Below are 22,861 nucleotides of genomic sequence, written 5' to 3' on the forward strand. Positions count from 1 at the left end.
CTGTCAGGACAGGACGAGGGCCTTCGCCCGCTGGTACTCCTCCTCCGAGATGTCGCCGCTGCGCCGCAGGTCGGCGAGGTGGGTTAGCTCCTGGGCAGTGCTCGGCTTCTTCGCCTCCCCGGCGGCCTCCTGGACGTAGCCGCGGAACTCCTGCTCGGCCTGCTGGGCCCGGGCCGTCTCGCGCGTGCCCATCCCCTTGCCACGGGCGATCAGGTAGACGAAGACGCCCAGGAACGGCAGCAGGATCAGGAAGATCGACCAGCCGGCCTTGCCCCAGCCACTCACCGAGTCGTCACGGAAGAGGTCCGCGAAGACCCGGAAGAGAAGCATGATCCACAGGACGAAGATGAAGAACCACATGGTCGTGAGGAAGACGTTGAGCAGTGGGTAGTCGTCCATGACCGGAATCTCCTGTTCTCGGCCCGCCGCGCGTGCCCGGCGGCCTCCGGGCACGCGCGGCGGGTGCGCCTGGCTCCCCCGGTCCCACGGTCGGCGCCGGCGGCCGTTCCCGCACCACCCCCGGCGGGTGATTCCGGCGGGGCGGTCGGGGAGGGGCCGGCAGGGTCTAGCGGACGGCGTGCAGGGTGCGGGGGCGGGAGCGGCCGGCGAGGGCGGCGCCCGTGGCGGCGGTGGCCACCACCCCGGCGGCCAGCAGCCCGCCGCGGGAGCGCCACGACAGCACCGACCAGCGCGAGTTCGCGGAGAGCAGCGAGCCGAGGCTGAGCCAGGAGCCGGCGGACAGGACGGACATCGCCGAGCCGGCCGAGCCGATCGACAGGACGGACCCGACCGAGCCCACGGAGAGCACGGAGCCGACCGAGCCGATCGACAGCACCGAGCCGGCGGAGGCGATGGCGAGGACAGAGTCCTTGGACCAGAGCGTCAACGAGGAAGCGGTTTGTGGCGACACCCGATGATCGTATGTCCGCCCCGGCGCCTCGCGCAGGAGGTGGCGGAAGATCCGTGGTGGCCGGGCGCGGACGGGCGGCGGAGAGCCGGCGGAGAGGCGGCGCAGGCGTCCGGGGGTCGGGAGAGCGGACGGGGGCGGCGAAGGGTGGGGCGGGGAGGGCGTGGGCGGAGACGGGTGCGGCCCGGTGCGGATGGGGTCGGTGGCCGCCGCGCAGGCCGGCTCGGTTCCGACCGGTGCTGTGGCACGATTCCAGTGATCGGTACCGATCCGGTACCGGATCGGCATGCGTTCGGCCGCCCCACCGGAGAGACGAGGACCCCGTGCCCGAGACCACCCGAGAGACCGACCGGCCCCAGGCCGCCGCCAGGACGGTCGACCTCGCCTTCCGCCCGGCGACCGTGGCCGACGTGCCCGCCCTCGTCGAGCTGGTCGAGTCCGCCTACCGCGGCGACGCCAGCCGGACCGGCTGGACCACCGAGGCCGACCTGCTGGACGGCCAGCGCACCGACGCCGAGGGCGTCACCGCCGCGGTCACCAACCCCGACGGCGTCGTCCTGGTCGCCGAGCCGGACGGCGAGCTGGTCGCCTGCTGCCAGCTGGAGCGCCGGGGGCGGCACGCCTACTTCGGCATGTTCTCCGTCAGCCCGGGCCACCAGGGCGGCGGGCTGGGCCGGGCCGTGCTGGCCGAGGCCGAGCGGTTCGCGGAGGAGGAATGGGGCGCCGTCGAGCTGGAGATGACGGTGATCGAGCAGCGCGCCGACCTGATCGCCTGGTACGAGCGCCGGGGCTTCCGCCGCACCGGCGTCTACTCCCCGTTCCCGTACGGGGACGAGCGCTTCGGGATCCCGCGCCGGCCGGACCTGAGGTTCGAGAAGCTCGTGAAGGACCTTACCCGGCAGTAGTCCTGACCTGCCGTCAAGCAGTGGGTGGGGGCGATGCGGAGATGTCATACCTCGTTCATTATTGGTCTAGGCCAATGTGAGAGGGTGGCGGACGAACGGCCACGTTCCGTCCGAGCCCAGGGGGGCCATTTCCGCATGCCCGTAGCCCGTGGCACCGCCATGCCTGCTTCCGACACCGGTCCGCGCCACCACGTCCCGGACGGTGCCGCGCGACCGCCCGCTCCGCCCGGACCTCCCGGTCCGCCCTTACCGCCCGTCCCGCCCCGACTGCCCGCGCCGCCCGACGACGAGGAGCTCTACTGGTACTTCGGCCCGCAGCGCCGCTGGGTGCTGCTCTGCGCCACCCTGTCCTACGCGGGTGCCACCGCAACCCTCGGCCTCTTCGCGCTCAGCCGGCCGCTGCTCTGGCCCTTCCTGGTACTGACCGTGCTCAACGCCGCCACCTGGCTGCTCTCCCTGGCCGACGGCCAGCGCGCCCGCCGGTTCACCCGCGACTCGCACGACCTGCTGCTGCGCGCCTGGCGACCGGCCCGGTGCCCCTCCGTCGACCTGCTGCTGCCCACCGCCGGTGAGCCGCTGGACGTCCTGGCCAACGCCTACCGGCACACCGCCGCCGTCCGCTGGCCCGGTGAGCTGACCGTCCTGGTGCTCGACGACGCGGCCCGCCCCGAGGTCCGCGAACTCGCCGAGTCCCACGGTTTCCAGTACCGGGCCCGCCCCGACCGCGGTCGCTTCAAGAAGGCCGGCAACCTCAACCACGGCCTGGCCGAGGGCAACGGCGACATCATCGCCGTCCTCGACGCCGACTTCTGCCCGCGCCCGGACTTCCTGCACCACCTGGTGCCCTACCTCGACAACCCCGAGGTCGGCATCGTGCAGAGCCCCCAGTGCTTCGACACCGACCCCGGCATGTCGTGGCTGGAGCGCGCCGCCGGGGCCACCCAGGAGATCTTCTACCGCTGGATCCAGCCTTCCCGGGACGCCCAGGACGGCACCGTCTGCTGCGGCACCAACGCGCTCTACCGGCGCGCGGCGCTCGAACGGGTCGGCGGATTCGCCGAGATCGACCACAGCGAGGACCTCTACACCGGCCTCTCGCTCGCCCGCGCCGGCTGGACCACCCGCTACGTGCCGGCCCTGGTCGCCAAGGGCATGTCGCCCACCGGCCTGCCCGCCTTCATCAGCCAGCAGTACCGCTGGTGCCTCGGCTCGCTCGCCCTGGTCGGTGATCCCGGATTCCGGCGCGGGCCGCTCTCCCGCTCGGCCCGGCTCTGCTTCTGGAACGGCATCCTCGGCTACCTCACCAGCGCGGTGAACGTCTTCGCCGTGCCGCTGCCGGCGCTGATCATGCTGTTCTTCCGGCCCGACGAGATCGAGCCCTGGCAGGTGCTGCCGTTCCTGCCGCCGATCTGGGTCGCGCTGGTCCTGCTGCCCGCAATGTCCCGCACCCGCTGGCGGTTCGAGGTCACCCGGGTCCAACTCCTCGGCGGGCTCTGCCACGTGGTCGCCATCGCGCACGCGCTGCGCCGGCGCAGCGCCGACTGGGTGCCCACCGGCGCCGTCTCCGGCGGCAGTTCACTCGCCCGTACGGTCGCCCTGATCGGCGTCGGCTGGCTCGGCCTGGTCGTCGTCGCGGGCGCCGCCGGCCTCGTGCGGGCCGTCGCCCTGCACGGCTGGCAGCCCTACTGGGCGCTCGCCGCGCTCCTCGGACTCACCGCCTACACGGTGGTCCCGCTCCTCCGGGCCCTGTGGCCCCTGCTGCGCGGCGGCAACGGTGCCGCCGTCGCCGAAGTCGCCCCGCCCGCCCGACGCGGCTCGGACCTCGGCTTCGGCCGGGCCGAGGCGGTCGCCGTGACCGCCGTGCTGCTGCTCTGCGGCCTGCTGGCCTCGGGCTGGGCGGATCCGCTCATCTTCTGACGCTTAGTCATTTCTCTTGATGCTTCGCTGAGTTCCGCTGAGCGGCCGAGGATTCGCTCGGCCGGATTCCGCCCCGCTTCCTGCTCTCCCTGTTCCGCTGCTCATCCTGCTCTTCCTGCTCTTCCTTGCGTCGCCCCACCGGCGCGGACCCGCTGCCCGGCCGCCCCATCGGCCCGGCGGCCCCGACCCACCGCTGCCAGTCAGGCAAGGAGCACCGCCGTGACCACGGCCGTACCACCGAACGCCGTACCTCCGAATGCCGGGCGCCCGCCCGCCGAACCGTCGCCCGCCGAACCCACGCCCGCCGAACCGACATCCCGGGGCGCTCGCCACCCCGACCCCGCGACCGCCGCTCCCGGCAGGGGTGACGCAGCCGATCCGGCGGCCCTGTCGGCCGTCTCGCTCGGGCTGGTGCACCGGCCGGCCGCCGTCGCCGCGTCCGCGCCCGTGACGTCCGCGTCCGCGTCCGCCTCCGTCACGTCCGCCTCCGTCGTCGCCCAGGGTGAGGAGACCCGTCGGCGGGCGGCGTTCCGCCCCGACATCGAGGGCTTGCGCGGCGTCGCCGTGCTCTCCGTCCTTGCCTTCCACGCTGCCGTCCCCGGCTTCACCGGCGGCTACGTGGGCGTCGACGTCTTCTTCGTCGTCTCCGGATTCCTGATCACCGGCCTGCTGCTGGCCCGACCGATCGGCCTCCGGGACTTCGCCGCCCGCCGCGCCCGCCGCATCCTGCCCGCCGCCGCCGTCGTCCTGGTCGCCACCGCCCTGGCCGGGGGCACGCTGCTCGACCCGCTGCGCGGCACCGATCTGGCCCGGGATCTGATCGCGGCCGCCGGGCAGTTCGCCAACTGGCGCTTCGTCGGACAGCAGACCGACTACCTCGCCGCCGAACGCGACCCGAGCCCGCTGCAGCACTTCTGGTCCCTCGGCGTGGAGAACCAGTTCTACCTGCTCTGGGGCGTCCTGCTGCTCGGCCTCGCCCGCTTTCTCACCGGGCGTCGCCGCACCGCGGCGATCGCGCTCGCGACCACCGTGATCGGCGCCGGGTCGCTCGTGCTCTGCATCCGCTGGACCGCCGGCTCCGCGCCGCTCGGCTACTTCTCGACCGCGAGCCGCCTCTGGGAGTTCGCCGCGGGCGCCTGCGCGGCGCTGCTCGGCTCGGCGCCGGCAGTCCGGTCCGCGCGCACAGGCCCCGCCGGGCGGTTGCTCGACCGGGCGCTGCGCGTGGTCGGTTGGGCCGGCGTGGTGGCCGTCGTCGTCGCGGTCTTCCGCTACGACCGCAACACGCCGTTCCCCGGCACCGCCGCCCTGCTGCCCGTCCTCGGTACGGCCGCCGTCCTGCTGGCCGGTCCGGCGCACCGGGCCCCCGGCACCGCCGACGTCGGCCGCCTGCTGGCCGCCCGCCCGCTGCGGGCCGTCGGTCGCCTCTCCTACGCCTGGTACCTCTGGCACTGGCCGGTCCTGACGATCGCCCAGGCCCGCTACGGTGCGCTGCCGTGGACCACGCTGATCGCACTCACGGCCGCCGCCGCCCTGCCGGCCTGGCTCACCCTGCGGCTGGTCGAACAGCCGCTGCGGTACGGCAGCAGCCCGGCGCCCAGCCGCGGCCTCGCGGTCGGCGCCAGCGCCCTGGTGATCCCGCTGATCGCGGGTCTGACCCTCGGCGGGGGGACCGTCCGGGCGCTGGGGAGTTCCGACGCCCCCGTGGTGGTCCCGGCCGGGGCGGTGGACGGCCCCGTGCTGCTCGCCCCCGGCACCAGGGTGCTCGCCCTGACACCGTCGCTGGCCCGGGTCCGGGAGGACTTCCCGCCCGGCAAGGGCTGCGAGATCCCGCTCGGCGCCGACACCAGCCCGCGCTGCCTCTTCGGCGACCAGGACAGCCCCGACCGGATCGTGCTGCTCGGCGACTCGCACGCCGGGCAGTGGATCTCCGCCGCGCTGACGCTCGCCGAGCAGCGGCACTGGGCCCTGGAGGTGCTGGTGAAGCCGGGCTGCCCGCTGGCCACGCTGACCGTGCGGAACAACGTCCTCGGGCGCACCTTCGAGGAGTGCGACCGCTGGCGCGAGAACACCCTCACCCGGCTGGCCACCGGGCCCCGTCCGAAGCTGGTCCTGATGGCCGGCCTCAACCGGTACGGGAGCCAGGAGGAGCGCGCGGACGGCTGGGCCCGCACCCTGGACCGCCTTTCCGCGGTCGGCGCGCCGCTCGCGTACCTGGGCGACACGCCGATGCCCGGCAAGGACATCCCGACCTGCCTGGCCGCGTCCGACGGCCGGTTGGACGCCTGCTTCTTCCCCCGGGAGTCCGCCTTCGAGCGCGACCCGCTGATCGAGGGCGGGCTCGCCGAGCGCTACCGCGTGCGGGTGCTCGACCTCGGCCCGCTGCTCTGCCCGGGCACCGGTCCGGACTGCCCGGCGGTGCTGGAGGGCGTCGTGCTCTACCGGGACACCGGGCACATCACCGACACGCTGGCCCGGGTGCTGGCGCCCCGGCTGGACCGGGGGCTGCTGGGCACGGGGTGAGGTGGTCGGGGGGCGGTTCGCGTGGTTCGCACTGCTCGCGCGGTTCGTCGGCGGCGGGTGGCCGGGGCCCGGTGCTGGTCCCCGGCCGGCCGTCCCGTCAGCCGTAGAGGCTGTGGCAGAGGCGGGCCTGGTCCGAGCCGGCCGCCCACCGGCCCAGGCGTTCGGCCTGCTCGCAGAGCGAGCCGATGCCGGGCACGGTAGGGCCGGCGGCCGGCGGGCTCGGGGCCTTGTTCGGAGCCGGGGCGGGGGCCGCCGGAGCCGCGCCCGGCCCTGCCGTGCCGCCGCCCGCAGGTCGCGCCGGCCCGGGCCGGGCCGTACGGCCGGGCTTGGACCCGGGCGCCGCGGCGTGGCTGGACCCGGACGGCTCGTCCTCCCGACCGGGACCGGCCTGGGCTTGTGCCTCCTCGGGCGAGGGGGCCGGCCGGGGTGCGGCGGCGGCCTCCGGCAAGGCCGCCGCAGCGGTGGGTGAAGCGGTCTGCGGCGACCCGCCCCCCACCGACACCGCCTCGGGGGCGCCGTTCTCGGGCGCGGCGGGGGAGGACGACGGCACGGAGGAGGGCGATTCCCCCGGAAACGCCACCACGCCGGAGTTCTCGTCACCCGAACCGGGCCCGCACATCACCAGGACGGCCGCCAGCGCGGCGACCGTCCCGCCCGCCGTGACCGCCCACCGCAGCCGCCGCGGCGCCCTGACAGCGGACGCTGCGGTGCCGGCCGTCGCGCCGGAGGCCGCCGTGTTGCCGGACCCGCCCGCGCGAGCCGAGCCGGACGGGCCCGCTGCGCCCGTCCGGGGGAAGGGCACGGGCGTGGACGCCGGTGCGGAGCGGCCGGCCGTCGCTCCGGGTGGCGGGGGCGGCGGTACCGGCGGCGGCTGCCACGCATGCTCGGGCCACTTCCACTGCCCGCCCTCCGGTTGCCCGCCCATCGCTCACGTCCTCCTGCCGAATGCCGCCGACCACCGGCGAGCCGATCCCCGTGCTCAACGAGCGCGCAGTCGCGGGGACATGACTCGGAAGGGGGTTCACTCCTGAGAGTCGTCCCGCACCGGCCCTCCGGCCGGCCCACCGCCGCGCCCAGCGGCCCGCCGCTCGGTTCGCCACCCGCCCGCGCCGCCCGTACGCTGCCTGCCGTACCCCGCGTGCGGACGTCAGGGGTCCGCCACATGCTGGGGGCATGGAAACCAACAAGCCCCTGGTCGAGGTCGCCGAGTTCCGCACCGACAGCCGCTACCGCCTGGTCCGCTTCGAGGGCCACGGCTGGGAGCCGCTGGCCCCCGAGGAGTTCGAGCCCCGCATCCACCAGCTGTTCCCGGACCTCGACCCGCGCGACCCCGTCCGCGTCCAGTGGGCCGACCGCCCCTGGGAGTGGCCCGCCTGGCACCCCGGCGAGGCCTGATTCGTCCGGGGGCCGGGGAGCCCCGGGGGTCGGGCCGGCCGCTCCGCGGCGCCCGGGTCGCCGTCCCGGACGCCGCGCGAGCAGTCGAGGGGGAGCCTGTTGACGCCGACTGTCCGTTCGGGGCGCCGCCGCCCTCGGGGGAGTCATTCCCATCAGCCCTGGAATGCGACGCGCACCGGCAGTTGGAACGGTGCGGAAACCAGGGCAAGATCGTCCTGAGCGTGCGGGCCGACCGTTCCGCCACGGCCGACGTCGCCGTCCGGGTTCTGACCGGGCGTCGACCGACCGGGCGGAACGGGCCGGGTGGACGGGCCGTCCGGGCCCGCGGCCGAGCGTCGGAGGGGGAGCTGTGCTGAACGGGCTGGCGAGCAATGCGGGTTACGGCGAGCAGGCGGAGGAGCTGCTGCGGCAGTACGAGGGCGTGACGTTCGAGGAGGTGCACCGCGAAGTCCTGCACCTCTTCCCCGAACAGCCCTCCGCCGTACTCGACTTCGGCGCCGGTACCGGCCGCGACGCCGCCGCCCTCGCCGCCCGCGGCCACCGGGTCGTCGCGGCCGAGCCGACCGCCGAGCTGCGCCGCGCCGGCCAGCGGATCCACGGGGACAGCGGCATCCGCTGGGTCGACGACGCGCTGCCCGAGGCACCGGGGCTCCATGCGGCGGGCGAGCGCTTCGACCTGATCCTGCTCTGCGCCGTCTGGATGCATCTGGCCGACCACGAGCGGCCGTCGGCGATGGACACGCTCGCCCGGCTGGTCGCTCCCGGCGGGCGCGTCCTCCTCTCGCTGCGGCACGGCCCGGTGCCGCCCGGCCGGCGGATGTTCGAGATCACGCCGGAGGAGACCGTCGAGCTCGCCCGGGCCCGCGGGCTCGACCTGTTGCACGTGATCGAGCGGACGGACCTGCACGACCGGCCGGGCGTCAGCTGGCACCTGCTCGGGTTCGAGTCACCCGCCCCACCGAGCCGGGCCGCCGACAGGCCCTGACGCCGGCGTGCAGTCCTCGACCATCACCCCGCGCAGTCGGGCCGCCTCCGCCGGATCGCCGGCCTCCCCCAGGTAGTAGGTGTGGTTGTGGCGGGCGTCGAGGCTCTTTGGGTGGTCGACGCCGTACCCCGTCCTCTCCACCTCACGGCTGGAAAGTTCACAGTGCGATCACGATCTTGCCGTGGACATGCCTCTCGGCCTGTGTCGTGACGGCTTCGCGAATCCGCTCGACCGGGAAGGTCGCCGCGATCGGCACCGTGATCCCGCCGGAACGGATCGCGTCGGCAATCCGTCCCAGGGCGCCCGGATCCGCATCGAGGGCGCCCACCTTGCGCACGCCGGGCGGCGGGGCGGAACCGTCTGCCACGACGCAGATCCGCTCGGGCGCCAGGCCGAGCTCCAGCGCGGTCTCGGCCGCCTCCCTTCCGAACAGGTCGGCTGCGGCGGTGATCCCCTCGGGCGCCAGGGCCCGCACCCGGTCCGCCAGGCCGGGGCCGTACGCCACGGGTTCGGCGCCGAGCCCGCGCAGGAATCCGAACGTGCCCTCGGAGGCGGTGCCGAGCACCCGGGCGCCCGCAAGCTTCGCGAGCTGCACGGCGAAGACGCCCACGCCACCCGCCGCCCCACCGATCAGGACGGTGTCCCCGGTGCGGAGCCCGATCGCGGCGATCGCGGCGGCGGCCGTCAGGCCGGACACCGGAAGCGTGGCCGCCACCTCGTCACCGACGCCCTCCGGGGTGGGCCACAGCGTTGCCGCAGGCGTCCTGACCAGCACGAAATCAGCGACGGACCGGCCGATCGCAGCCCCGTGCACCCGGTCGCCGATCGCGAATCCGGTGGCGTCGGCGCCCACTTCGTCCACCACACCGGCGAAGTCGCTGCCGAACCCGGCAGGCAAGGTGATGCCGAACCGCGCTGCCATGTCGGGCTGCGTGGTGATCTGCCAGTCCATCGGATTCAGCCCGGCGGCCGTGACCCGGACGCGAACCTCGTCCGGAGCGGCGTGCGGCTCGGGTATCTCCTGCACTTCGAGCACTTCGGGACCGCCGAATCGCCGGTAACGGACAGCTCTACTCATCGGGGACCTCTCTCGGCCAGTGATGGGACTTGGTCTCATCGACCCTACACCAGCGATGGGACCAAGTCCCGTACACTGCTCCCATGGCTCGCTGGCAACCCGACGCACCGGGACGACTCGCCGCCGCCGCTCTCGACCTCTTCGAGGAGCGCGGCTACGACAACACGACCGTGATCGAGATCGCGGAGCGCGCGGGACTCACCAAGAGCACGTTCTTCCGCTACTTCCCGGACAAACGCGAGGTGCTCTTCGACAGGGGCACGGTGACCGACCTGCTCGTCGAAGGGATCGCCTCGGCGCCGTCGGCGGCCGGCCCGCTCGACGCGGTGGCCGACGCTCTCGATGCGCTCGGCCGGACGTTCTTCACCGACGACCGCCGCGAGTTCAGTGGCCGGCGCCAGGCCGTGCTGAACGCCAACACGGAACTACGGGAGCGCGAGGCCCTGAAGAGGATCGACCTCGCCGCCTCGATGACCGAGGCCCTCACCCGCCGCGGAGTCCCGAGCCTGACCGCACGCGTGGCCACGGAACTGGGCATGCTCGCCTGGGAGATCGCCTTCGATCAGTGGATCGACACCCACAACGGCGAGGGCTTCGGCTCGCTGGCGCGGCAAGCGCTCGCCGACGTACGAGCGGCCGGAGCCGTGCGCTAGCCTCGACGTTTCGCCTCGGCGTGGATCGGGGCGTGTTTCAGAAGCGTCGGCCGGCCACCGATGTCATCGTCCGCTGCGAGGCCATCGCATGCTCTGACGCGCCAACAGGCACCAGTGCTATGTTCCGATCGCGGATCGAGCGGCAGTTGCCGGGCACGGGGGCTGGGGTGGCTTTGCTGGAAGCGCTGATCACGACCGTTGCCGGAGCGGCCTCGGCGACGGTCGGAGTGCTGGTGGGTGGGGTCGTCACCAGGCGGGGCCAGGACCATCAGTGGTCACGGGATCAGCAGCTGGTTGCCTACCAAGAACTCCTCAGCCACTACGCCAAGTTCACCATGGTGATCAAGCGCGCACACGCCGACCGCCGCGGCTGGGACTACGACTGGGCCGAGTGGAGTGCCGTTCTGACGCGGGTCAGCTTGATCGCTCCCGCAGAGGTCGCGCGAGAGGTCGACAGCCCCGGCTTTTCCCGTCGGCAACAACGGCTCCGGCCTGGCCCATTGCTCGCTCGTCAGATCTCCACGCCCCACGAGTGGATCACGGCAGACCTTGATCCACTTATGAACAGACCCTAGTCGAGGCAGAACTCGTTGCCCTCGGGGTCCTGCATCGGGATGCAGGCGTCGTTGCCGTCGTAGAGCGTCTGCACGTGAACCGCGCCGAGCGGGACCAGCCGTGCACATTCGGCCTCCAGTGCGGCGAGGCGCTCCTCGCCCACGAGCCCGGTGGCGACCCGCACGTCGAGGTGCACGCGGTTTTTGGCGGCCTTCCCTTCGGGGACACGCTGGAAGTACAGCCGCGGGCCCGCACCTGAGGGGTCGATACAGGCGAACCAGGAATCCCGCTCCTCGGGGGACTGCGAGTCCCTGTACTCGTCCCACGTCGCAAAGCCCTTGGGCGGCGGCGGTACGACGTACCCCAACACCTCGCACCAGAACCGGGCAAGGCGCTCCGGTTCCGCGCAGTCAAAGGTGACCTGGACCTTCTTGATCGCTGACATCCGCGCACCATAGCAAGGCGGACCCCGCCGCTCCGCCCATTTTCCGGTGACGCCGGTCGGGGCGAGTGCCGGCGCGTGCCGGGTGGGCCGGTGCAGGCCCGTTCAAGGCCGGAGGAGTTCGCAGAAGCGGTCCAGGGCGCGGTCGGTGCGGTGACGGTCCCCGGTGTTGGTGAGATCGAACAGGAGGCCCCGGATGACGGCCATGACCAGCGTGGGCGTGGCGGTGTCGTCCGGGCCGGTGGTGATGTCGCGGAACGTGGCGCCGAGGGTGTTGAACCAGTCCGTGATCGCCTCGGCCCGGTCCGGGTAGTTCTCGGGGTGGACGAGGCCGTCGGCGTGCACTTCGAAGAACAGCCGGACGAACGGGGCGCGCTCCGGTGCGCTCATCCAGGCCCAGATGCCGCGCAGTCGTTCCTCCGGAGAGCCTGCCTCCGCAGGGAGGTTCGCGGCCAGTCGGGTCGCGCCACGGCGGCGGGCCTCGGCAAGGACGGCAGCGACCAACTCCTGCTTGCTGCCGAAGTCGTAGAGCAGCATCCGAGGACTGGTGTCGAGCGCTGCGGCCAGCGGCCGCAGGCTCAACCCGGCCAGGCCGTGCGCCAGGACGTAGTCGGTCGCCCGCGCCAGCGTGGCCTCCCGTCGGGCCGGATCCGGGGGTCGTCCCACGGTGGATCATCCTCTCGGTACTGCTGATCTGAGCCTGCGTCAGTATATGGTACGACTGTTTCAATAATGGGAGGGAGACAGTCGTGCACTCATTCGACCGGGCACTCGCGCTGGGTGCCGGAGGCCCCGTTGGTGCGGCCTGGATGGCCGGACTGGCCTGCGGGCTGCGCCGCGGCGGGGTGGATCTCGGGGAGGCGGATCTGATCGTCGGCACGTCGACCGGCGCGATCATCGGCACAGTGCTGGCCACTGGTCAGGACCCCGGCCGGCTCGCCACTCCGGTGCGCCCCGCCGGCTCCGGCGGCACCCCGCCGCAGGTGGACGGGCGCCGGCTGGGCGAGGCGTTCGCCGTGCTCGGCAACGCCGCCTCGAACCCGGCCGAGGCCCGGCGCCGAGTGGGCCGGATCGCGCTCGCCGCCGAGACCGGCCCCGAGCGGGCGCACATCGCCCGGATGCACGGGCTGGCCGGCGCGGACCGATGGCCGGCACGGAAGCTGCTCATCACCGCGACGGACGCCGAGACCGGCGAGCAGGAGGTCTTCGACCGCGGGAGTGGCGCACCGCTGCCCTCCGCCGTGGCGGCGAGCACGGCCTTCCCGGGGATCTACCCGCCGATCACCGTCAACGGCCGGCGGTACATCGACGGCTCGCTGCGGTCGGCGACCAACGCCGGACTCGCGGCCGGAGCCCGCACGCTCGTCGTGATCGACCCCCAGGCGCACCTGTTCCCCCGTGAGTTGCTCGACCGCGAACTGGCGGTCGCCGCAGCGCACACAGTGGTGACCATCGAGCCCGATCCGGAAGCAATCAGCGCGTTCGGCCCGGATCTCGGCGACCGCGCGGCCTGGGAACCGGCCTACCGGGCAGGCCTTCGCCAAGCCCCCGATGCCGCCGCACAACTCCGCCCCGCCTGGAACCCCGGATCCGCCGGCTCGCCGGTGGTGCCGTGACTCCGGTCATTCCCCGCGCGCGGCGCGGTGGCGCTGGAAGAGGGCCAGGGCTGCGAGGGAGGGGGCGTCCTTGAATCGGCCCTGGGCGATGAGCTGCCAGACCTCCGCCTCGGAGAACCAGCGGCTGATCAGACCTGCCTCCGTCTCTTCGAGGTTGCTCTCGCCGGCGGAGAGGTCCGTGGCAAGGAGAACGTGGAAGCCCTGGTCGGAATATCCGTAAGCCGCGAACAGGTGCCCCAGCGGTGTCATCGTGCCGGCGGTCAGTCCGGTCTCCTCGGCGAGTTCACCGCGGGCGAGGGCGAGTGGGTCCGCGTCCGGCTTGTCCTCCCAGGAGCCCTGCGGGAACTCCCAGTAGCGGCCCTTGACCGCATACCGGTACTGCTCGACGAGATGGAAGCCGCCGTCGACGTACGGGACGACGAGCGCGAAGTCGGGCTTCTCCACCACTCCGTAGATGCCTTCGACACCGTCGTGGCGGAGGGTCTTGTCCTCGCGGACGGTCATCCAGCGGTTCGTGTAGGCGACGGTGGTGCCGGTGGCCACCATCTCGGGCGCAGGAGGTGCCGGTCGAGATGTCTCTGTCTGCATGTGCAGACGCTAACCCATCGCGTCGCAACCGATCCTTGCTCCCCACCGGCGGAGCTGCCCGTGTGTTCTGCCAGGTCAAACGGCTTTCGTCGGGGTTGCCGCGTCGAGAAGGCGTCAGCGGGACGACCTTGGTGAGGACAGCCACGTTCCTTGCGCCGGCCTGCGGCCGGTGCAAGGGCGGCAGCCGAGCATGCGGTCGGCCCGCCCCTCGCCCCGGGCGAGGGGCGGCCCGGCTCGTTCAAGCCGTCCGCCTTCCGGGCTCACGCGCCGGGAGGGGCGGTCCAGGGCCGCTCACCCACCTCGCAGTGGTAGCAACGCGCGACCACGCCGTTGTGGTTGTACCACTCGTGCGCCCCGCAGTCCCGGCGGCCCTTCCGGGCCGGTCCCCGTTCGACCAGGAACGACGGCAGGTGACTGCGCATGCGGGTACGCCATCGATAGCGCTGGGTCCGAGTCATCCGGGGAGATTAGCGGAGGAGTGGTGATCACGGAGACGAATTTCGCTGGTCAAGGGCCTGGGCGGGGCGCTGCCGGGGAGGCAGCGAGCGGGTGAAGTCCTCGATCGCGAGGGCGAGTTCGCCGGGGTAGGCGGCCTGGGGGAGCGAAGGGGCCGGGACCAGGCGGACCGGCGTCGAGCAGGCCGCCAGCAGGGCGGCCACGCGGGCTCGTTCGGACGACCGGCGGGCCCTCCGTAGTGCGGCTCGGGCGCGACGGGCCGCACCGGGGCGGTGCGAGGGGAGCTCGGCGACCGCGGTGGAGTCCGGCCCGAGGTGCGGCGGTGCGATCAGGACGAGGCCGGACACGCGGTCCGGATGCTCGGCCGCGTAGCGCAGCGCCGTGGCGGCGGCCGTCGAGTGCGCCACCAGGACGGGGCGCGTTCCCGTCGGCGCGAGGAGCTCGGCCAACCAGTGGTGGTCCGGGGCAGTGGCCCGGGACGACCGGCCGAGCCCCGGCAGGTCGGGGGCCAGGGCCGGTCCGGCGAGCCGCGCGGCGACCGTTCGCCAGGCGCCCGCATCGGTGCCGGCCCCGTGGAGGAGGACGTGGTGCGGGGCCTCGCGGTCCCCGAGGAGGAAGCTGCGGCTCCCGGCGACGGTGGCGAAGCCGGTCGCGGCGAGGGGTACAGCGGCGAGGGGTGCTGCGGAGTCGACGCCAGGAGTGGAGCCGCCGCCCGTTCCGAAGCCCTCGGCCACCAGCCGGGTGGCCCAGCGCTGCAACAGCGGTATGACGGGCGGGTGGTGGAGTCCGGCGGCGTCGGCGAGGCGGTCGGCGGACGCCGTGTCGTAGGTGTCCTCGGAGAGGAAGGTGAGGGTCTCGGGGTCGGCGCCGGTGAGGGCGCGCGGCAGCCGGCGGACCAGGCCGACCGGAACCAGCCGGCGGGGCGCCGGCACCCCGAGGTGCTCGGCGACCACGGCGACCAGTTCGGCCAGCGGCGGGGTGGACGGGTCGAGCACGGTGTGGGCGTGGGCCGGGCCGTGGTCGTGCCCGGGGACGGCGGCGAGGAAGCGGGCGAGGTGGTCGACCGCGACCACCGGCAGGAAGGTCCGTGCCGTACCGGGCAGCAACGGCAGTCGGCCGTACCAGAGTTGGCGGACCAGCTCGGCCGGTCCGAGGTACTGCCCGGCTTCGCCGGTCACGGAGTGGCCGACCACGCTGCTCGGGTTCACCGTGGTGAGCGGCACGCCGAGCCGGGCGGCCTCGACGCGGACGGCGGCGTCACCCAGCTGCTTCGACGCCTCGTACGCGCCGAGGCGGGCGTAGAGCGCATCGGTCTCGGCGTCCGGGAGGGGGTGGCGTGGTGCGAGGTCCCGGCCGACCCGGTAGCCGGAGAGGTGGACCAGCCGGCGGAGCCCCGACCGCGTCGCCGCCCAGTGGAGGACGCGGAGAGCGCCGTCGACGTTGGCGGCGTGCGCCTCGGCGCGGGGGAGGCCGAACTCGAAGCGGGCGGCCGGGTTGTGGACGTCGCGGACGTCGGCGAGCCGGGCCTCGTCCGCGGGCGAGAGGCCCAGGCCGGGGCGGGTGAGGTCGGCGGCGACGGTGGTCAGCGGCGCGTCATCAGCCCCGTGCGCGCGGAGCCAGCCGCGCAGCTCGCGGTCCTTGGGCGTGCCACGCCCACCGCGGACGGCGGCGGCCACGGGCTCGCCCCGGCCGAGGAGTTCGAGCACCAGCCAGCGGCCGATGAAGCCGGTGGCGCCGAGGACGAGGGTGCGGGGCGGGGGAGGCGGAGAGGCAGGGGCAGTGGCGGTGGTCATGGTACGGCGAGATCCTTTTCTGTAGACCGGTCTGCATATTTTTGGGATATGGGTGGACTGGGTGAGGGCGACATCCGGAGACCGATCGGCATCGTGCCGAGGTCGCTCGCGGTCGGACCCGTCGGCCGGCTCGTCAGGTGCGAGCGGCGATGCGCCCGGCGATGCACCGCGCCGTGGCGTCGTGCGTCACGGCGCCGGCGCCTTGGCCTTGAGCAGGTGGCCGACGGCGGCCCGGGCGTCGTCCAGGGGTCGGCGGCTGCGTCGGACACGCGCCAGCAGGACCGCCCCCTCCAGCAGGGCGAGAGCCTGTCCGGAGGTGATCTCGGCCTCGGTGGGGCCTAGGCCCTGGGCGGCCAGGCGCTCGGTGATCACCTGCTGCCAGCTGCCGTAGACCTCGGCGCAGGTGCGGCGCAGCGCCTCGTTGCTGCCGGCCACCTCCAGGCCGACGGTCGCGATCGGGCAGCCCTTGGTGTAGTCGGACGCCTCCAGGCGGGCGGTGAAGAGCTCGGTGAGCCGTCCGATGATCGCGGCGGCGTCCGTGCCCTCGCGGGCCAGGGACTTGAGCAGTTCCTCGATCTCCTGGCCCGCCTGGACGAGCGCGGCGGCGACCAGCTGGTCCTTGCCCTCGGGGAAGTGGAAGTAGAGCGAGCCGCGGGGTGCGCCGCTCTCGGTGACGATCTGGTTGAGGCCGGTGCCGAAGTAGCCCTGTGCCTCGATCAGATTGCGCGTCCCGGCCACCAGCCGGGCGCGGGTCTCCTCGCCTTTGACTCCCATGCCGGAAACAGTAGACCGGTCTGCATATTCCTGTCGACCTCTTGCCGGCCGGCAGAGCCGTGGGGCGGGACCCCGGTCCGGGCCTCCGCCCCCCGGTTACGGCAGGTGGGTGGGATTGCGCGGCGGCGGCGCGCGGTGGCCGCCGGGGCCGTACCCGGCTGTCGAATACTCGCGCCGTGAGGCGGACGGCGGCGTGTCGGATCGCGGCCGCGCCCGGACGAGGGAGGACGGACACCTTGATGCATCGTCACGGCGCAGCCCGGCGGACTGCTACCGGGCCGAGACGGAGTGCGGCCCGGCCGGGGCTGCGCGTCGCGGCGCCGTTGCTGGCCGGTCTGCTGTTGAGCGGCCCGCTGCTCGCCGGATGCACCTCGGCGGCCGCCGGCGGTGCCGCGGCCGCGCCCAGCCCCGCGTCCACCAGGAGCCCGGCGTCCACCCCGGCCGGTACGGTGGCGACCGCACCGCCGCCGCAGCCGGCGCCCCAGTTGACGGACGAGAAGGTGTCCGCCGCGGTGAGCCGGATCGACGGCTACGTGCAGGACGCCATGGCGAGGACGGGCCTCCCGGGGCTGGCCCTCGCCGTCGTGTACCGGGACAAGGTGGTCCACGCGAACGGGTTCGGCGTCCGCGAGCTCGGCAAGCAGGAGCCCGTGGGCCCGGACACCGTCTTCCAGCTCGCCTCGGTGTCCAAGCCGATCGCCTCGACGGTGGTCGCCGGGGTGGTCGGTCAGAAGGCGGTGACGTGGGACGACCCGGTCTCCACCCACGACCCGGGCTTCGCGCTGTCCGACCCCTGGGTGAGCAGCCACGTGACGATCGCCGACCTCTTCTCGCACCGCAGCGGCCTGCCGGACCACGCCGGTGACCTGCTGGAGGACCTCGGCCACCCGCGCGACTACATCCTGCAGCACCTGCGGGACCAGCCGCTCGCGCCGTTCCGGGCGAGCTACGCCTACACCAACTACGGCCTGACCGAGGCGGCCGTGGCCGTGGCCAAGGCCAAGGGGGTGGCCTGGGAGGACCTGGCGGCGGACGTCCTCTACAAGCCGCTGGGGATGAGCTCCACGAGTTCGCTGCGCTCGGCCTACGACGGCGCGGCGAACAAGGCGGTGCCGCACGTCCGGACCGACGGCGGGTGGCAGGTCAGCGCCACCGAGAACCCGGACCCACAGGCCCCGGCCGGCGGGGTGAGCTCCACCGTGCAGGACCTCGCCCGGTGGATGCGGCTGCAGCTGGCCGACGGCGCGTTCGAGGGCCGGCAGATCGTGGACCCGGCGGCCCTGAAGGAGACCCGGGTGCCGCAGACCGTCTCCAACCCGCCGACGGCGCCGGCGGGCAACGCCGGCTTCTACGGCCTCGGCTGGAACGTCAGCTACGACCCCCAGGGGCGGCTGCGGCTGAACCACTCCGGCGCCTTCGAACTGGGCGCGGCGACCGTGGTGACGCTGCTGCCGTCCGAGCAGGCCGGGATCGTCGTGCTGACGAACGGCCAGCCGATCGGCGTCGCGGAGGCGGTGGCCCAGGAGTTCCTGGACCTCGCCCAGAACGGCCGGGAGACGGTCGACTGGCTGGGCTTCTTCGGCAAGGTCGTCCCCGCCGCTGCACTGGAGGGCGTCTCGTCGACCGACTACGGCAAGCCGCCGGCCGGCGCCGCCCCGGCCGAACCGGACGCCGCGTACGTCGGGACGTACAGCAACGGCCACTACGGGCCGCTGACCGTGAGCGCCCGGGACGGCGGGCTGGTGATGAGCTTGGGGCCGGACGGCCTGGAGTTCCCGCTCCAGCACTACGACGGCGACGTCTTCAGCTTCCGGACCAAGGGGGAGAACGCCGTCGGCCTCTCCGGAGTGACCTTCACCGTGGGCGCCGACGGTCGGGCCTCGGCCGTCGTGGTCGAGCAGCTGAACCACGAGGGCCTCGGAACCTTCACCCGCAGCTGACCGTCCGGACGCAGCGGCGGATGTGCGGAAGTGTCCGCCCGGCAGCCCCCTGGGCGCGCGCCGCCCGCACGCCCCTGCTGACCTGCGGGGGCGCGCGGGCGGGCCGGTCGGGTCGGCCGGGCGGGTGCGCTTCTCGGCGCGGCACGGTGGGCCTGCGGCGGAAGGTAGGGTTCACACTGCCCGGTGACGGGCGCAACCCGCTGAACGACCGGGGGCCGAAGGGCACCGGGGCAGCGTCCGGAGGCACGTGCGGACCGCCTCCGGGAGGCCGGCCGACCCGGGGGACGAGGATGGGGCGACACACGCAGGACGCGGAACCGGACGCCGGACCGGACACGGGACGGAACGCCGAAGCCGACACCGGACTGGTCGGGCGCCGGCGCGAGACCGCGGCGCTGGCGGCCGCCCTGGAACGGGCCGCGGGCGGTGCCGGCGGCTCGGCCGTGCTGCTACGGGGCGAGGCGGGCATCGGCAAGAGCGCGCTGCTCGACTGGGCCGCGCGGCGGGCCGGCCAGCGCGGGTTCACCGTGCTGCGGGCGGTCGGCGCCGAGGCCGAGCGGGAGTTCGCCTTCGGTGCGCTCCACCAGGCGGCCTGGCCCCTGCTGCAGGCCTCCCGCGCACTGACCGAGCACCAGCGGGACGCCCTGGAGTGCGCCCTCGGCGTCCGCGCCGGCACCCCGCCGAGCGGCTTCGCCGTCGGAGCCGCCGCCCTCGCGCTGCTCGCCGAGGCGGCGCAGGACGGCCCGCTGCTGCTCGTCCTCGACGACCTGCACTGGATCGACTCCTCCAGCGCCGCCGTGTTCGCTTTCCTCCAACGGCGCTGCGCGGAGCTGCCGTTGGTGATCGCCGGCGCCGGCCGCCCGGACGGGGCCGCGGCCGAGGCCTGGCCCGTCGAGCCGGTCGAGGTCGGGGAGCTGTCCCGGCCGGACGCCGCCGCCCTGCTGCTGCGGAGCTGCCCGGAGCTGGCCGCCACCGCCGCGGACCGGGTGCTGGACGAGGCGGCCGGCAACCCGCTGGCCCTGGTCGAGCTGCCGCGCCAGCTGCGCGGCGAGGAACAGCGCGGGCTCGCGCCGCTGCCCGACCGGCTGCCGCTCGGCCGGCGGCTGGAGCGGATGTTCGCCGAACGGCTGGGCGCGCTGACGCCCGAGGCCGGCCGGGTCCTGCTGCTGGCCGCCCTCGCCGCCGGCACGGACGCCGACAGCGGCGTCTGGCTGCGCGAGGTCGCCGGGGCGGGGGCAGAGGAGGGCCTGGCCCGGATCGAGGCCGAGGGCCTCGCCGGGCTCGACCCGGCCGGGCGGCTGGTCTTCCGCCACCCGCTGGTCCGCGCCGCCGTGATCTCCACGGCGCCGGAGTCCGCGCGCCGCGCCGCCCACCGCACACTGGCCGGCCGGCTGGCCCCGGACGACCCGCGCGGCCTCGTCCACGAGGCGTCCGCCGCGCTGCTCCCGGACGAGGGGCTGGCGGCCCGGCTCCAGGAGGCCGGCGGCCGGCTCGCCCGGCGCGGCGGCGAGGCGGAGGGCGCGCTGCTGCTGGAGCGCGCCGCCGCGCTCAGCGCCGACCCGGCCGCCCGGGCCCGCCGGCTGACCTGGGCCGCTGTCATGGCGGCCCGCGGCGGGCGGCTGCGGCACACCGCCGCCCTGGTCGAGGAGGTGCAGCGGGCCCCGGTGCCGCCGGACATCGCCCCACTGTTCGCGTACGCGGTGGTGTACGTGGACCAGAGCCACCGGGTCGACTTCGAGTCCTCCTCCGCCCTGCTGCCCGCAGCCCTCGACGCACTGACCGCACCCGGCGCCGAGACCTTCGGCGGCCTGGTCGACCAGGTCTACTTCAAGCTGCTGCTCGCCGCCACGTACACCGGCGACCCCCGGGCCTGGCAGGCGTTGGAGCGGCACCGGGAGAACGTCTCGGCGCCCGGCCGGCTCTGCCACCGGGCCTGGTCCGACCCGGCCCGCACCGCGCACGGCGCGGCCGAGGAGCTGCGGGCGATGGCCGACGGGCTCAGCGAGGAGCAGGAGGCGGGCACCGCCTGGCTGCTGCTCTGGACGGCGACCGCGGCCGACACCGCCGACTGCGAGCTGTGGCGGCGCTTCACCGGACTGCACGGCTACGCCACCCAGGGCTCGGTGGCGAAGGCCAAGGCCTACCAGGACTTCCTGCGCGGCCGCTGGGAGCTGGCCCCGGTCTGCCTGCGGGAGGCCGAGGTGGCGGACGAGCTCGGCTACCACTGCAACGCGCTGATGTTCCGCCACTACTACGCCCACTTCCTGGCCGGCCGGGGCGACGAGGAGGGGCTGCGCGAGATCGAGCGGCTCGTCCGGCCGGCGGCGGCCCGCGCCCGGATGCGCTTCGTCCTGGACCGGCTGACCCACCTGCGGGGCCTCGCCGCCCTCGCCCACGGCCGCTACGAGCAGGCGTACGCGCACTTCGCCGACCTCACCCCGCCCGGACTTCTGCCCCGGGGCCTGCCCTGGTTCCACCCGCTCTTCTTCGACCTGGTGGAGGCAGCGGTGCACACCGGCCGGAGGCACGAGGCCCGGGCACACGTCGCGGCCGGGCGGGCCGCGCGGGCCGGCGAGATCTCGGGGCACCACGCCTTCCTGCTCGCCGCGGCCGCCGCGGTGGCCGCGGACGACGACGAGGCCGAGGCCGCGTACCGGGCGGCGTACGCGGTGCCGGGGGCCGAGCAGTGGGTGTTCGAGCTGGCCCGGCTGCGGCTGGCGCACGGCTCCTGGCTGCGCCGCCGCCACCGGGCGGAGGCCCGCGAGGTGCTGCGCGCCGCCCACCACACCTTCCGCCGGCTCGGGGCCGGCCCCTGGGCGGAGCGTTGCGAGGAGGAACTGCGGGCGGCCGGTGGCCCGGTGGGCGACGAGCCGGCGGCAGCGGCGGCGACCGGCGCGGTGGTGGCCGGTTCGGCGGTGTCGGCGCAGGCGGCCGCCGCGCTGACCGGCCAGGAGCTGCGGATCGCCCGGCTCGCCGGGACGGGCCTGAGCAACAAGGAGATCGGCCTGCGGCTGGGCCTGTCCCACCGCACCGTCGCGGCGCACCTCTACAAGATCTTCCCCAAGCTCGGCATCGCCTCGCGGGCCGCGCTCGCCCGCGCCCTCGGCGAAGGCTGAGTGCGGCGCGGGACGCGCGCTTCGCCCACCCCTCCGACGGTGCTGTCCGCGCCTCCGGGCTTGACTCCGCGTGCACATTCCCAGGTCGGGCGCAGAGCGGCAGTCAAATGACTTAGAGGACTGCGCCGCCCCCGGCGGAGGCTTGCCGAGTAGGGCTTCGGCCGGAAAGGGGCAGGTCAGGTGGGTGTGCTGTGGACGACGGCTTCCGTCCCGGACGGCGAGAAGGCGGCGTTCTGGGGCGAGGCCGTCTCACGGACGCTGGCACCGGTGGAGGTGGTGCCGCACGCCGACCGGCCGTTCGACGGCCGGCTGTCGTCGCACCGGCTGGGCTACGTGCAGGTGTCCACGATCGAGGCGGACGCCGCCCGGCTCTCCCGCACGGCCGGTCTGGTCGCCCGCTCCGCCGAGGCGGGGGCGGAGGCGGAGCTGGGCGTGGGCGTGCAGGAGTCCGGCCGCGCCGTGCTGGTGCAGGACGGACGCCGGGCCGAGGTCGGGCAAGGCGGCCTGGTGGTCTACGACACCGCGCGGCCCTACTCCATCGACTACCCGGAGCGCTTCCGCGCCCACGTGTTCCAGGTGCCGCGCCGGCTGCTCGGGGTCTCGGAGCGGGAGGCCCGGCAGGTGGCCGGCAGCGCGCTCACCGCCGACGAGGGTTTCGGCGCCGTCCTGCTGCCGTTCCTCGGCACCCTCGCCGACTCCGCGCACGCCTACCCCGCGTCCGTCGGCGACCGGCTGGCCGGCAGCGTCGCGGACCTGTTCATCACCCTGGTCGCCCAGCTCACCCGGCCCGCCGCCACCGAGCAGCCCAGCGCCAACGCCCACCTCGTCCGCAGGGTCCGCGAGCACATCGACCGGAACCTCGGCGATCCGGCGCTCTCGCCCGAGGGCATCGCCCGGGCGCACCGGATCTCGGTGCGCTACCTGCACCGGATCTTCGAGGGGGAGGGCGTCACGGTGGGGAGGCTGGTCCAGCAGCGCCGGCTGGAGGAGTGCGCCCGGGAGCTGTCCCGGCGCGGGCGCGCCGTGCCGACGGTGTCGGCGGTCGCGCAGCGCTGGGGGTTCGTCAACCCGGCGCACTTCAGCCGGGCCTTCCGCGCCGCGTACGGGGTCTCCCCGCGTGAGTGGCGCGCGCTCCGCGCCACCGACCGGGCCTGACGCGGCCCGCCGCCGGGCCTGACCCCCGGCCCGAGCCGGCCCGACGGGCCCCGGCCCCGGGCCCGA

The 22,861-nt window shown here is 74.6% G+C and carries 20 protein-coding genes; 11 read left to right on the forward strand and 9 right to left on the reverse strand.

Annotation, left to right across the window (positions count from 1 at the left end; translation table 11 throughout):
* Positions 1-3: 3 nt before the first annotated feature.
* A complete protein-coding gene (locus ACIPSC_RS26865) occupies positions 4-399 on the reverse strand; it encodes a PLDc N-terminal domain-containing protein (protein ID WP_400828623.1) in 396 nt (131 codons plus the stop codon).
* A 166-nt stretch (positions 400-565) separates the two neighbouring features.
* Entirely contained in the window at positions 566-910 is a 345-nt protein-coding gene (locus ACIPSC_RS26870; protein ID WP_400828624.1) for a hypothetical protein, read from the reverse strand.
* A gap of 320 nt (positions 911-1,230) precedes the next feature.
* Between ACIPSC_RS26870 and ACIPSC_RS26875 the strand changes: the two genes are divergently transcribed.
* From ACIPSC_RS26875 to ACIPSC_RS26895, 5 genes are all read left to right on the forward strand, one after another.
* A complete protein-coding gene (locus tag ACIPSC_RS26875) occupies positions 1,231-1,812 on the forward strand; it encodes a GNAT family N-acetyltransferase (RefSeq protein WP_400828625.1) in 582 nt (193 codons plus the stop codon).
* Between the two features lie 135 nt (positions 1,813-1,947).
* Entirely contained in the window at positions 1,948-3,729 is a 1,782-nt protein-coding gene (locus ACIPSC_RS26880; protein WP_400828626.1) for a glycosyltransferase family 2 protein, read from the forward strand.
* A gap of 219 nt (positions 3,730-3,948) precedes the next feature.
* Positions 3,949-6,249, forward strand: a complete 2,301-nt coding sequence (locus tag ACIPSC_RS26885) for an acyltransferase family protein (protein WP_400828627.1) — start codon at positions 3,949-3,951, stop codon at positions 6,247-6,249.
* A 1,173-nt stretch (positions 6,250-7,422) separates the two neighbouring features.
* Positions 7,423-7,644 carry a hypothetical protein gene (locus ACIPSC_RS26890; protein ID WP_400828628.1) on the forward strand — a complete coding sequence of 74 codons (222 nt, stop codon included), beginning with the start codon at positions 7,423-7,425 and terminating at the stop codon, positions 7,642-7,644.
* Positions 7,645-7,993: 349 nt separating this feature from the next.
* Positions 7,994-8,629: a class I SAM-dependent methyltransferase gene (locus tag ACIPSC_RS26895; protein WP_400828629.1), complete on the forward strand. Its 636-nt coding sequence runs from the start codon at positions 7,994-7,996 to the stop codon at positions 8,627-8,629.
* Positions 8,630-8,786: 157 nt separating this feature from the next.
* On the opposite strand, the gene ACIPSC_RS26900 is transcribed toward ACIPSC_RS26895, so the two are convergent.
* Complete coding sequence (locus tag ACIPSC_RS26900) at positions 8,787-9,707, reverse strand: NADP-dependent oxidoreductase (RefSeq protein WP_400828675.1); 921 nt, start codon at positions 9,705-9,707, stop codon at positions 8,787-8,789.
* An 83-nt stretch (positions 9,708-9,790) separates the two neighbouring features.
* On the opposite strand from ACIPSC_RS26900, the gene ACIPSC_RS26905 reads away from it, so the two are divergent.
* Positions 9,791-10,360, forward strand: coding sequence for a TetR/AcrR family transcriptional regulator (locus tag ACIPSC_RS26905; protein ID WP_400828630.1), 570 nt, complete (start codon positions 9,791-9,793; stop codon positions 10,358-10,360).
* Between the two features lie 32 nt (positions 10,361-10,392).
* Positions 10,393-10,935 carry a hypothetical protein gene (locus ACIPSC_RS26910; RefSeq protein WP_400828631.1) on the forward strand — a complete coding sequence of 181 codons (543 nt, stop codon included), beginning with the start codon at positions 10,393-10,395 and terminating at the stop codon, positions 10,933-10,935.
* Here ACIPSC_RS26910 and ACIPSC_RS26915 read toward each other — a convergent pair.
* Entirely contained in the window at positions 10,932-11,360 is a 429-nt protein-coding gene (locus ACIPSC_RS26915) for a VOC family protein (protein ID WP_400828632.1), read from the reverse strand. The genes ACIPSC_RS26910 and ACIPSC_RS26915 overlap by 4 nt on opposite strands.
* A gap of 102 nt (positions 11,361-11,462) precedes the next feature.
* Positions 11,463-12,023 (reverse strand): TetR/AcrR family transcriptional regulator, encoded by a 561-nt coding sequence (locus tag ACIPSC_RS26920; protein WP_400828633.1) that lies wholly within the window; start codon positions 12,021-12,023, stop codon positions 11,463-11,465.
* A gap of 83 nt (positions 12,024-12,106) precedes the next feature.
* On the opposite strand from ACIPSC_RS26920, the gene ACIPSC_RS26925 reads away from it, so the two are divergent.
* Positions 12,107-12,973, forward strand: a complete 867-nt coding sequence (locus ACIPSC_RS26925; protein WP_400828634.1) for a patatin-like phospholipase family protein — start codon at positions 12,107-12,109, stop codon at positions 12,971-12,973.
* 6 nt (positions 12,974-12,979) lie between these two features.
* Here ACIPSC_RS26925 and ACIPSC_RS26930 read toward each other — a convergent pair whose 3' ends face one another.
* The 4 genes from ACIPSC_RS26930 to ACIPSC_RS26945 form a co-directional block, all read right to left on the reverse strand.
* The gene (locus tag ACIPSC_RS26930; protein ID WP_400828635.1) at positions 12,980-13,561 is read right to left on the reverse strand and encodes an NUDIX domain-containing protein; all 582 of its coding nucleotides are present in this window, start codon (positions 13,559-13,561) and stop codon (positions 12,980-12,982) included.
* 260 nt (positions 13,562-13,821) lie between these two features.
* On the reverse strand, positions 13,822-13,983 hold the full coding sequence (locus ACIPSC_RS26935) for a hypothetical protein (RefSeq protein WP_400828636.1): 162 nt from the start codon (positions 13,981-13,983) through the stop codon (positions 13,822-13,824).
* Between the two features lie 63 nt (positions 13,984-14,046).
* The gene (locus tag ACIPSC_RS26940; protein ID WP_400828637.1) at positions 14,047-15,810 is read right to left on the reverse strand and encodes an alpha/beta fold hydrolase; all 1,764 of its coding nucleotides are present in this window, start codon (positions 15,808-15,810) and stop codon (positions 14,047-14,049) included.
* A gap of 186 nt (positions 15,811-15,996) precedes the next feature.
* A complete protein-coding gene (locus ACIPSC_RS26945; RefSeq protein ID WP_400828638.1) occupies positions 15,997-16,584 on the reverse strand; it encodes a TetR/AcrR family transcriptional regulator in 588 nt (195 codons plus the stop codon).
* A gap of 239 nt (positions 16,585-16,823) precedes the next feature.
* On the opposite strand from ACIPSC_RS26945, the gene ACIPSC_RS26950 reads away from it, so the two are divergent.
* The 3 genes from ACIPSC_RS26950 (at position 16,824) to ACIPSC_RS26960 (ending at position 22,795) form a co-directional block, all read left to right on the forward strand.
* Entirely contained in the window at positions 16,824-18,524 is a 1,701-nt protein-coding gene (locus tag ACIPSC_RS26950; protein WP_400828677.1) for a serine hydrolase, read from the forward strand.
* Positions 18,525-18,814: 290 nt separating this feature from the next.
* Positions 18,815-21,640: a BREX system ATP-binding domain-containing protein gene (locus ACIPSC_RS26955; protein WP_400828639.1), complete on the forward strand. Its 2,826-nt coding sequence runs from the start codon at positions 18,815-18,817 to the stop codon at positions 21,638-21,640.
* Positions 21,641-21,820: 180 nt separating this feature from the next.
* The gene (locus tag ACIPSC_RS26960; protein WP_400828640.1) at positions 21,821-22,795 is read left to right on the forward strand and encodes a helix-turn-helix domain-containing protein; all 975 of its coding nucleotides are present in this window, start codon (positions 21,821-21,823) and stop codon (positions 22,793-22,795) included.
* Positions 22,796-22,861 lie beyond the last annotated feature (66 nt).

The organism is Kitasatospora sp. NPDC090091 (assembly GCF_044747365.1).
Taxonomy (GTDB): Bacteria; Actinomycetota; Actinomycetes; order Streptomycetales; family Streptomycetaceae; genus Kitasatospora.

Excerpts from the sequence above, each read along its gene's own strand:
- ACIPSC_RS26945 (WP_400828638.1), bottom strand. The coding sequence starts at position 16,584 with ATGGGAGTCAAAGGCGAGGAGACCCGCGCCCGGCTGGTGGCCGGGACG.
- ACIPSC_RS26935 (WP_400828636.1), bottom strand. The coding sequence starts at position 13,983 with ATGCGCAGTCACCTGCCGTCGTTCCTGGTCGAACGGGGACCGGCCCGG.
- ACIPSC_RS26865 (WP_400828623.1), bottom strand. The coding sequence starts at position 399 with ATGGACGACTACCCACTGCTCAACGTCTTCCTCACGACCATGTGGTTC.
- ACIPSC_RS26955 (WP_400828639.1), top strand. The coding sequence starts at position 18,815 with ATGGGGCGACACACGCAGGACGCGGAACCGGACGCCGGACCGGACACG.
- ACIPSC_RS26915 (WP_400828632.1), bottom strand. The coding sequence starts at position 11,360 with ATGTCAGCGATCAAGAAGGTCCAGGTCACCTTTGACTGCGCGGAACCG.
- ACIPSC_RS26905 (WP_400828630.1), top strand. The coding sequence starts at position 9,791 with ATGGCTCGCTGGCAACCCGACGCACCGGGACGACTCGCCGCCGCCGCT.
- ACIPSC_RS26890 (WP_400828628.1), top strand. The coding sequence starts at position 7,423 with ATGGAAACCAACAAGCCCCTGGTCGAGGTCGCCGAGTTCCGCACCGAC.
- ACIPSC_RS26940 (WP_400828637.1), bottom strand. The coding sequence starts at position 15,810 with ATGACCACCGCCACTGCCCCTGCCTCTCCGCCTCCCCCGCCCCGCACC.
- ACIPSC_RS26900 (WP_400828675.1), bottom strand. The coding sequence starts at position 9,707 with ATGAGTAGAGCTGTCCGTTACCGGCGATTCGGCGGTCCCGAAGTGCTC.
- ACIPSC_RS26930 (WP_400828635.1), bottom strand. The coding sequence starts at position 13,561 with ATGCAGACAGAGACATCTCGACCGGCACCTCCTGCGCCCGAGATGGTG.
- ACIPSC_RS26950 (WP_400828677.1), top strand. The coding sequence starts at position 16,824 with ATGCATCGTCACGGCGCAGCCCGGCGGACTGCTACCGGGCCGAGACGG.
- ACIPSC_RS26880 (WP_400828626.1), top strand. The coding sequence starts at position 1,948 with ATGCCCGTAGCCCGTGGCACCGCCATGCCTGCTTCCGACACCGGTCCG.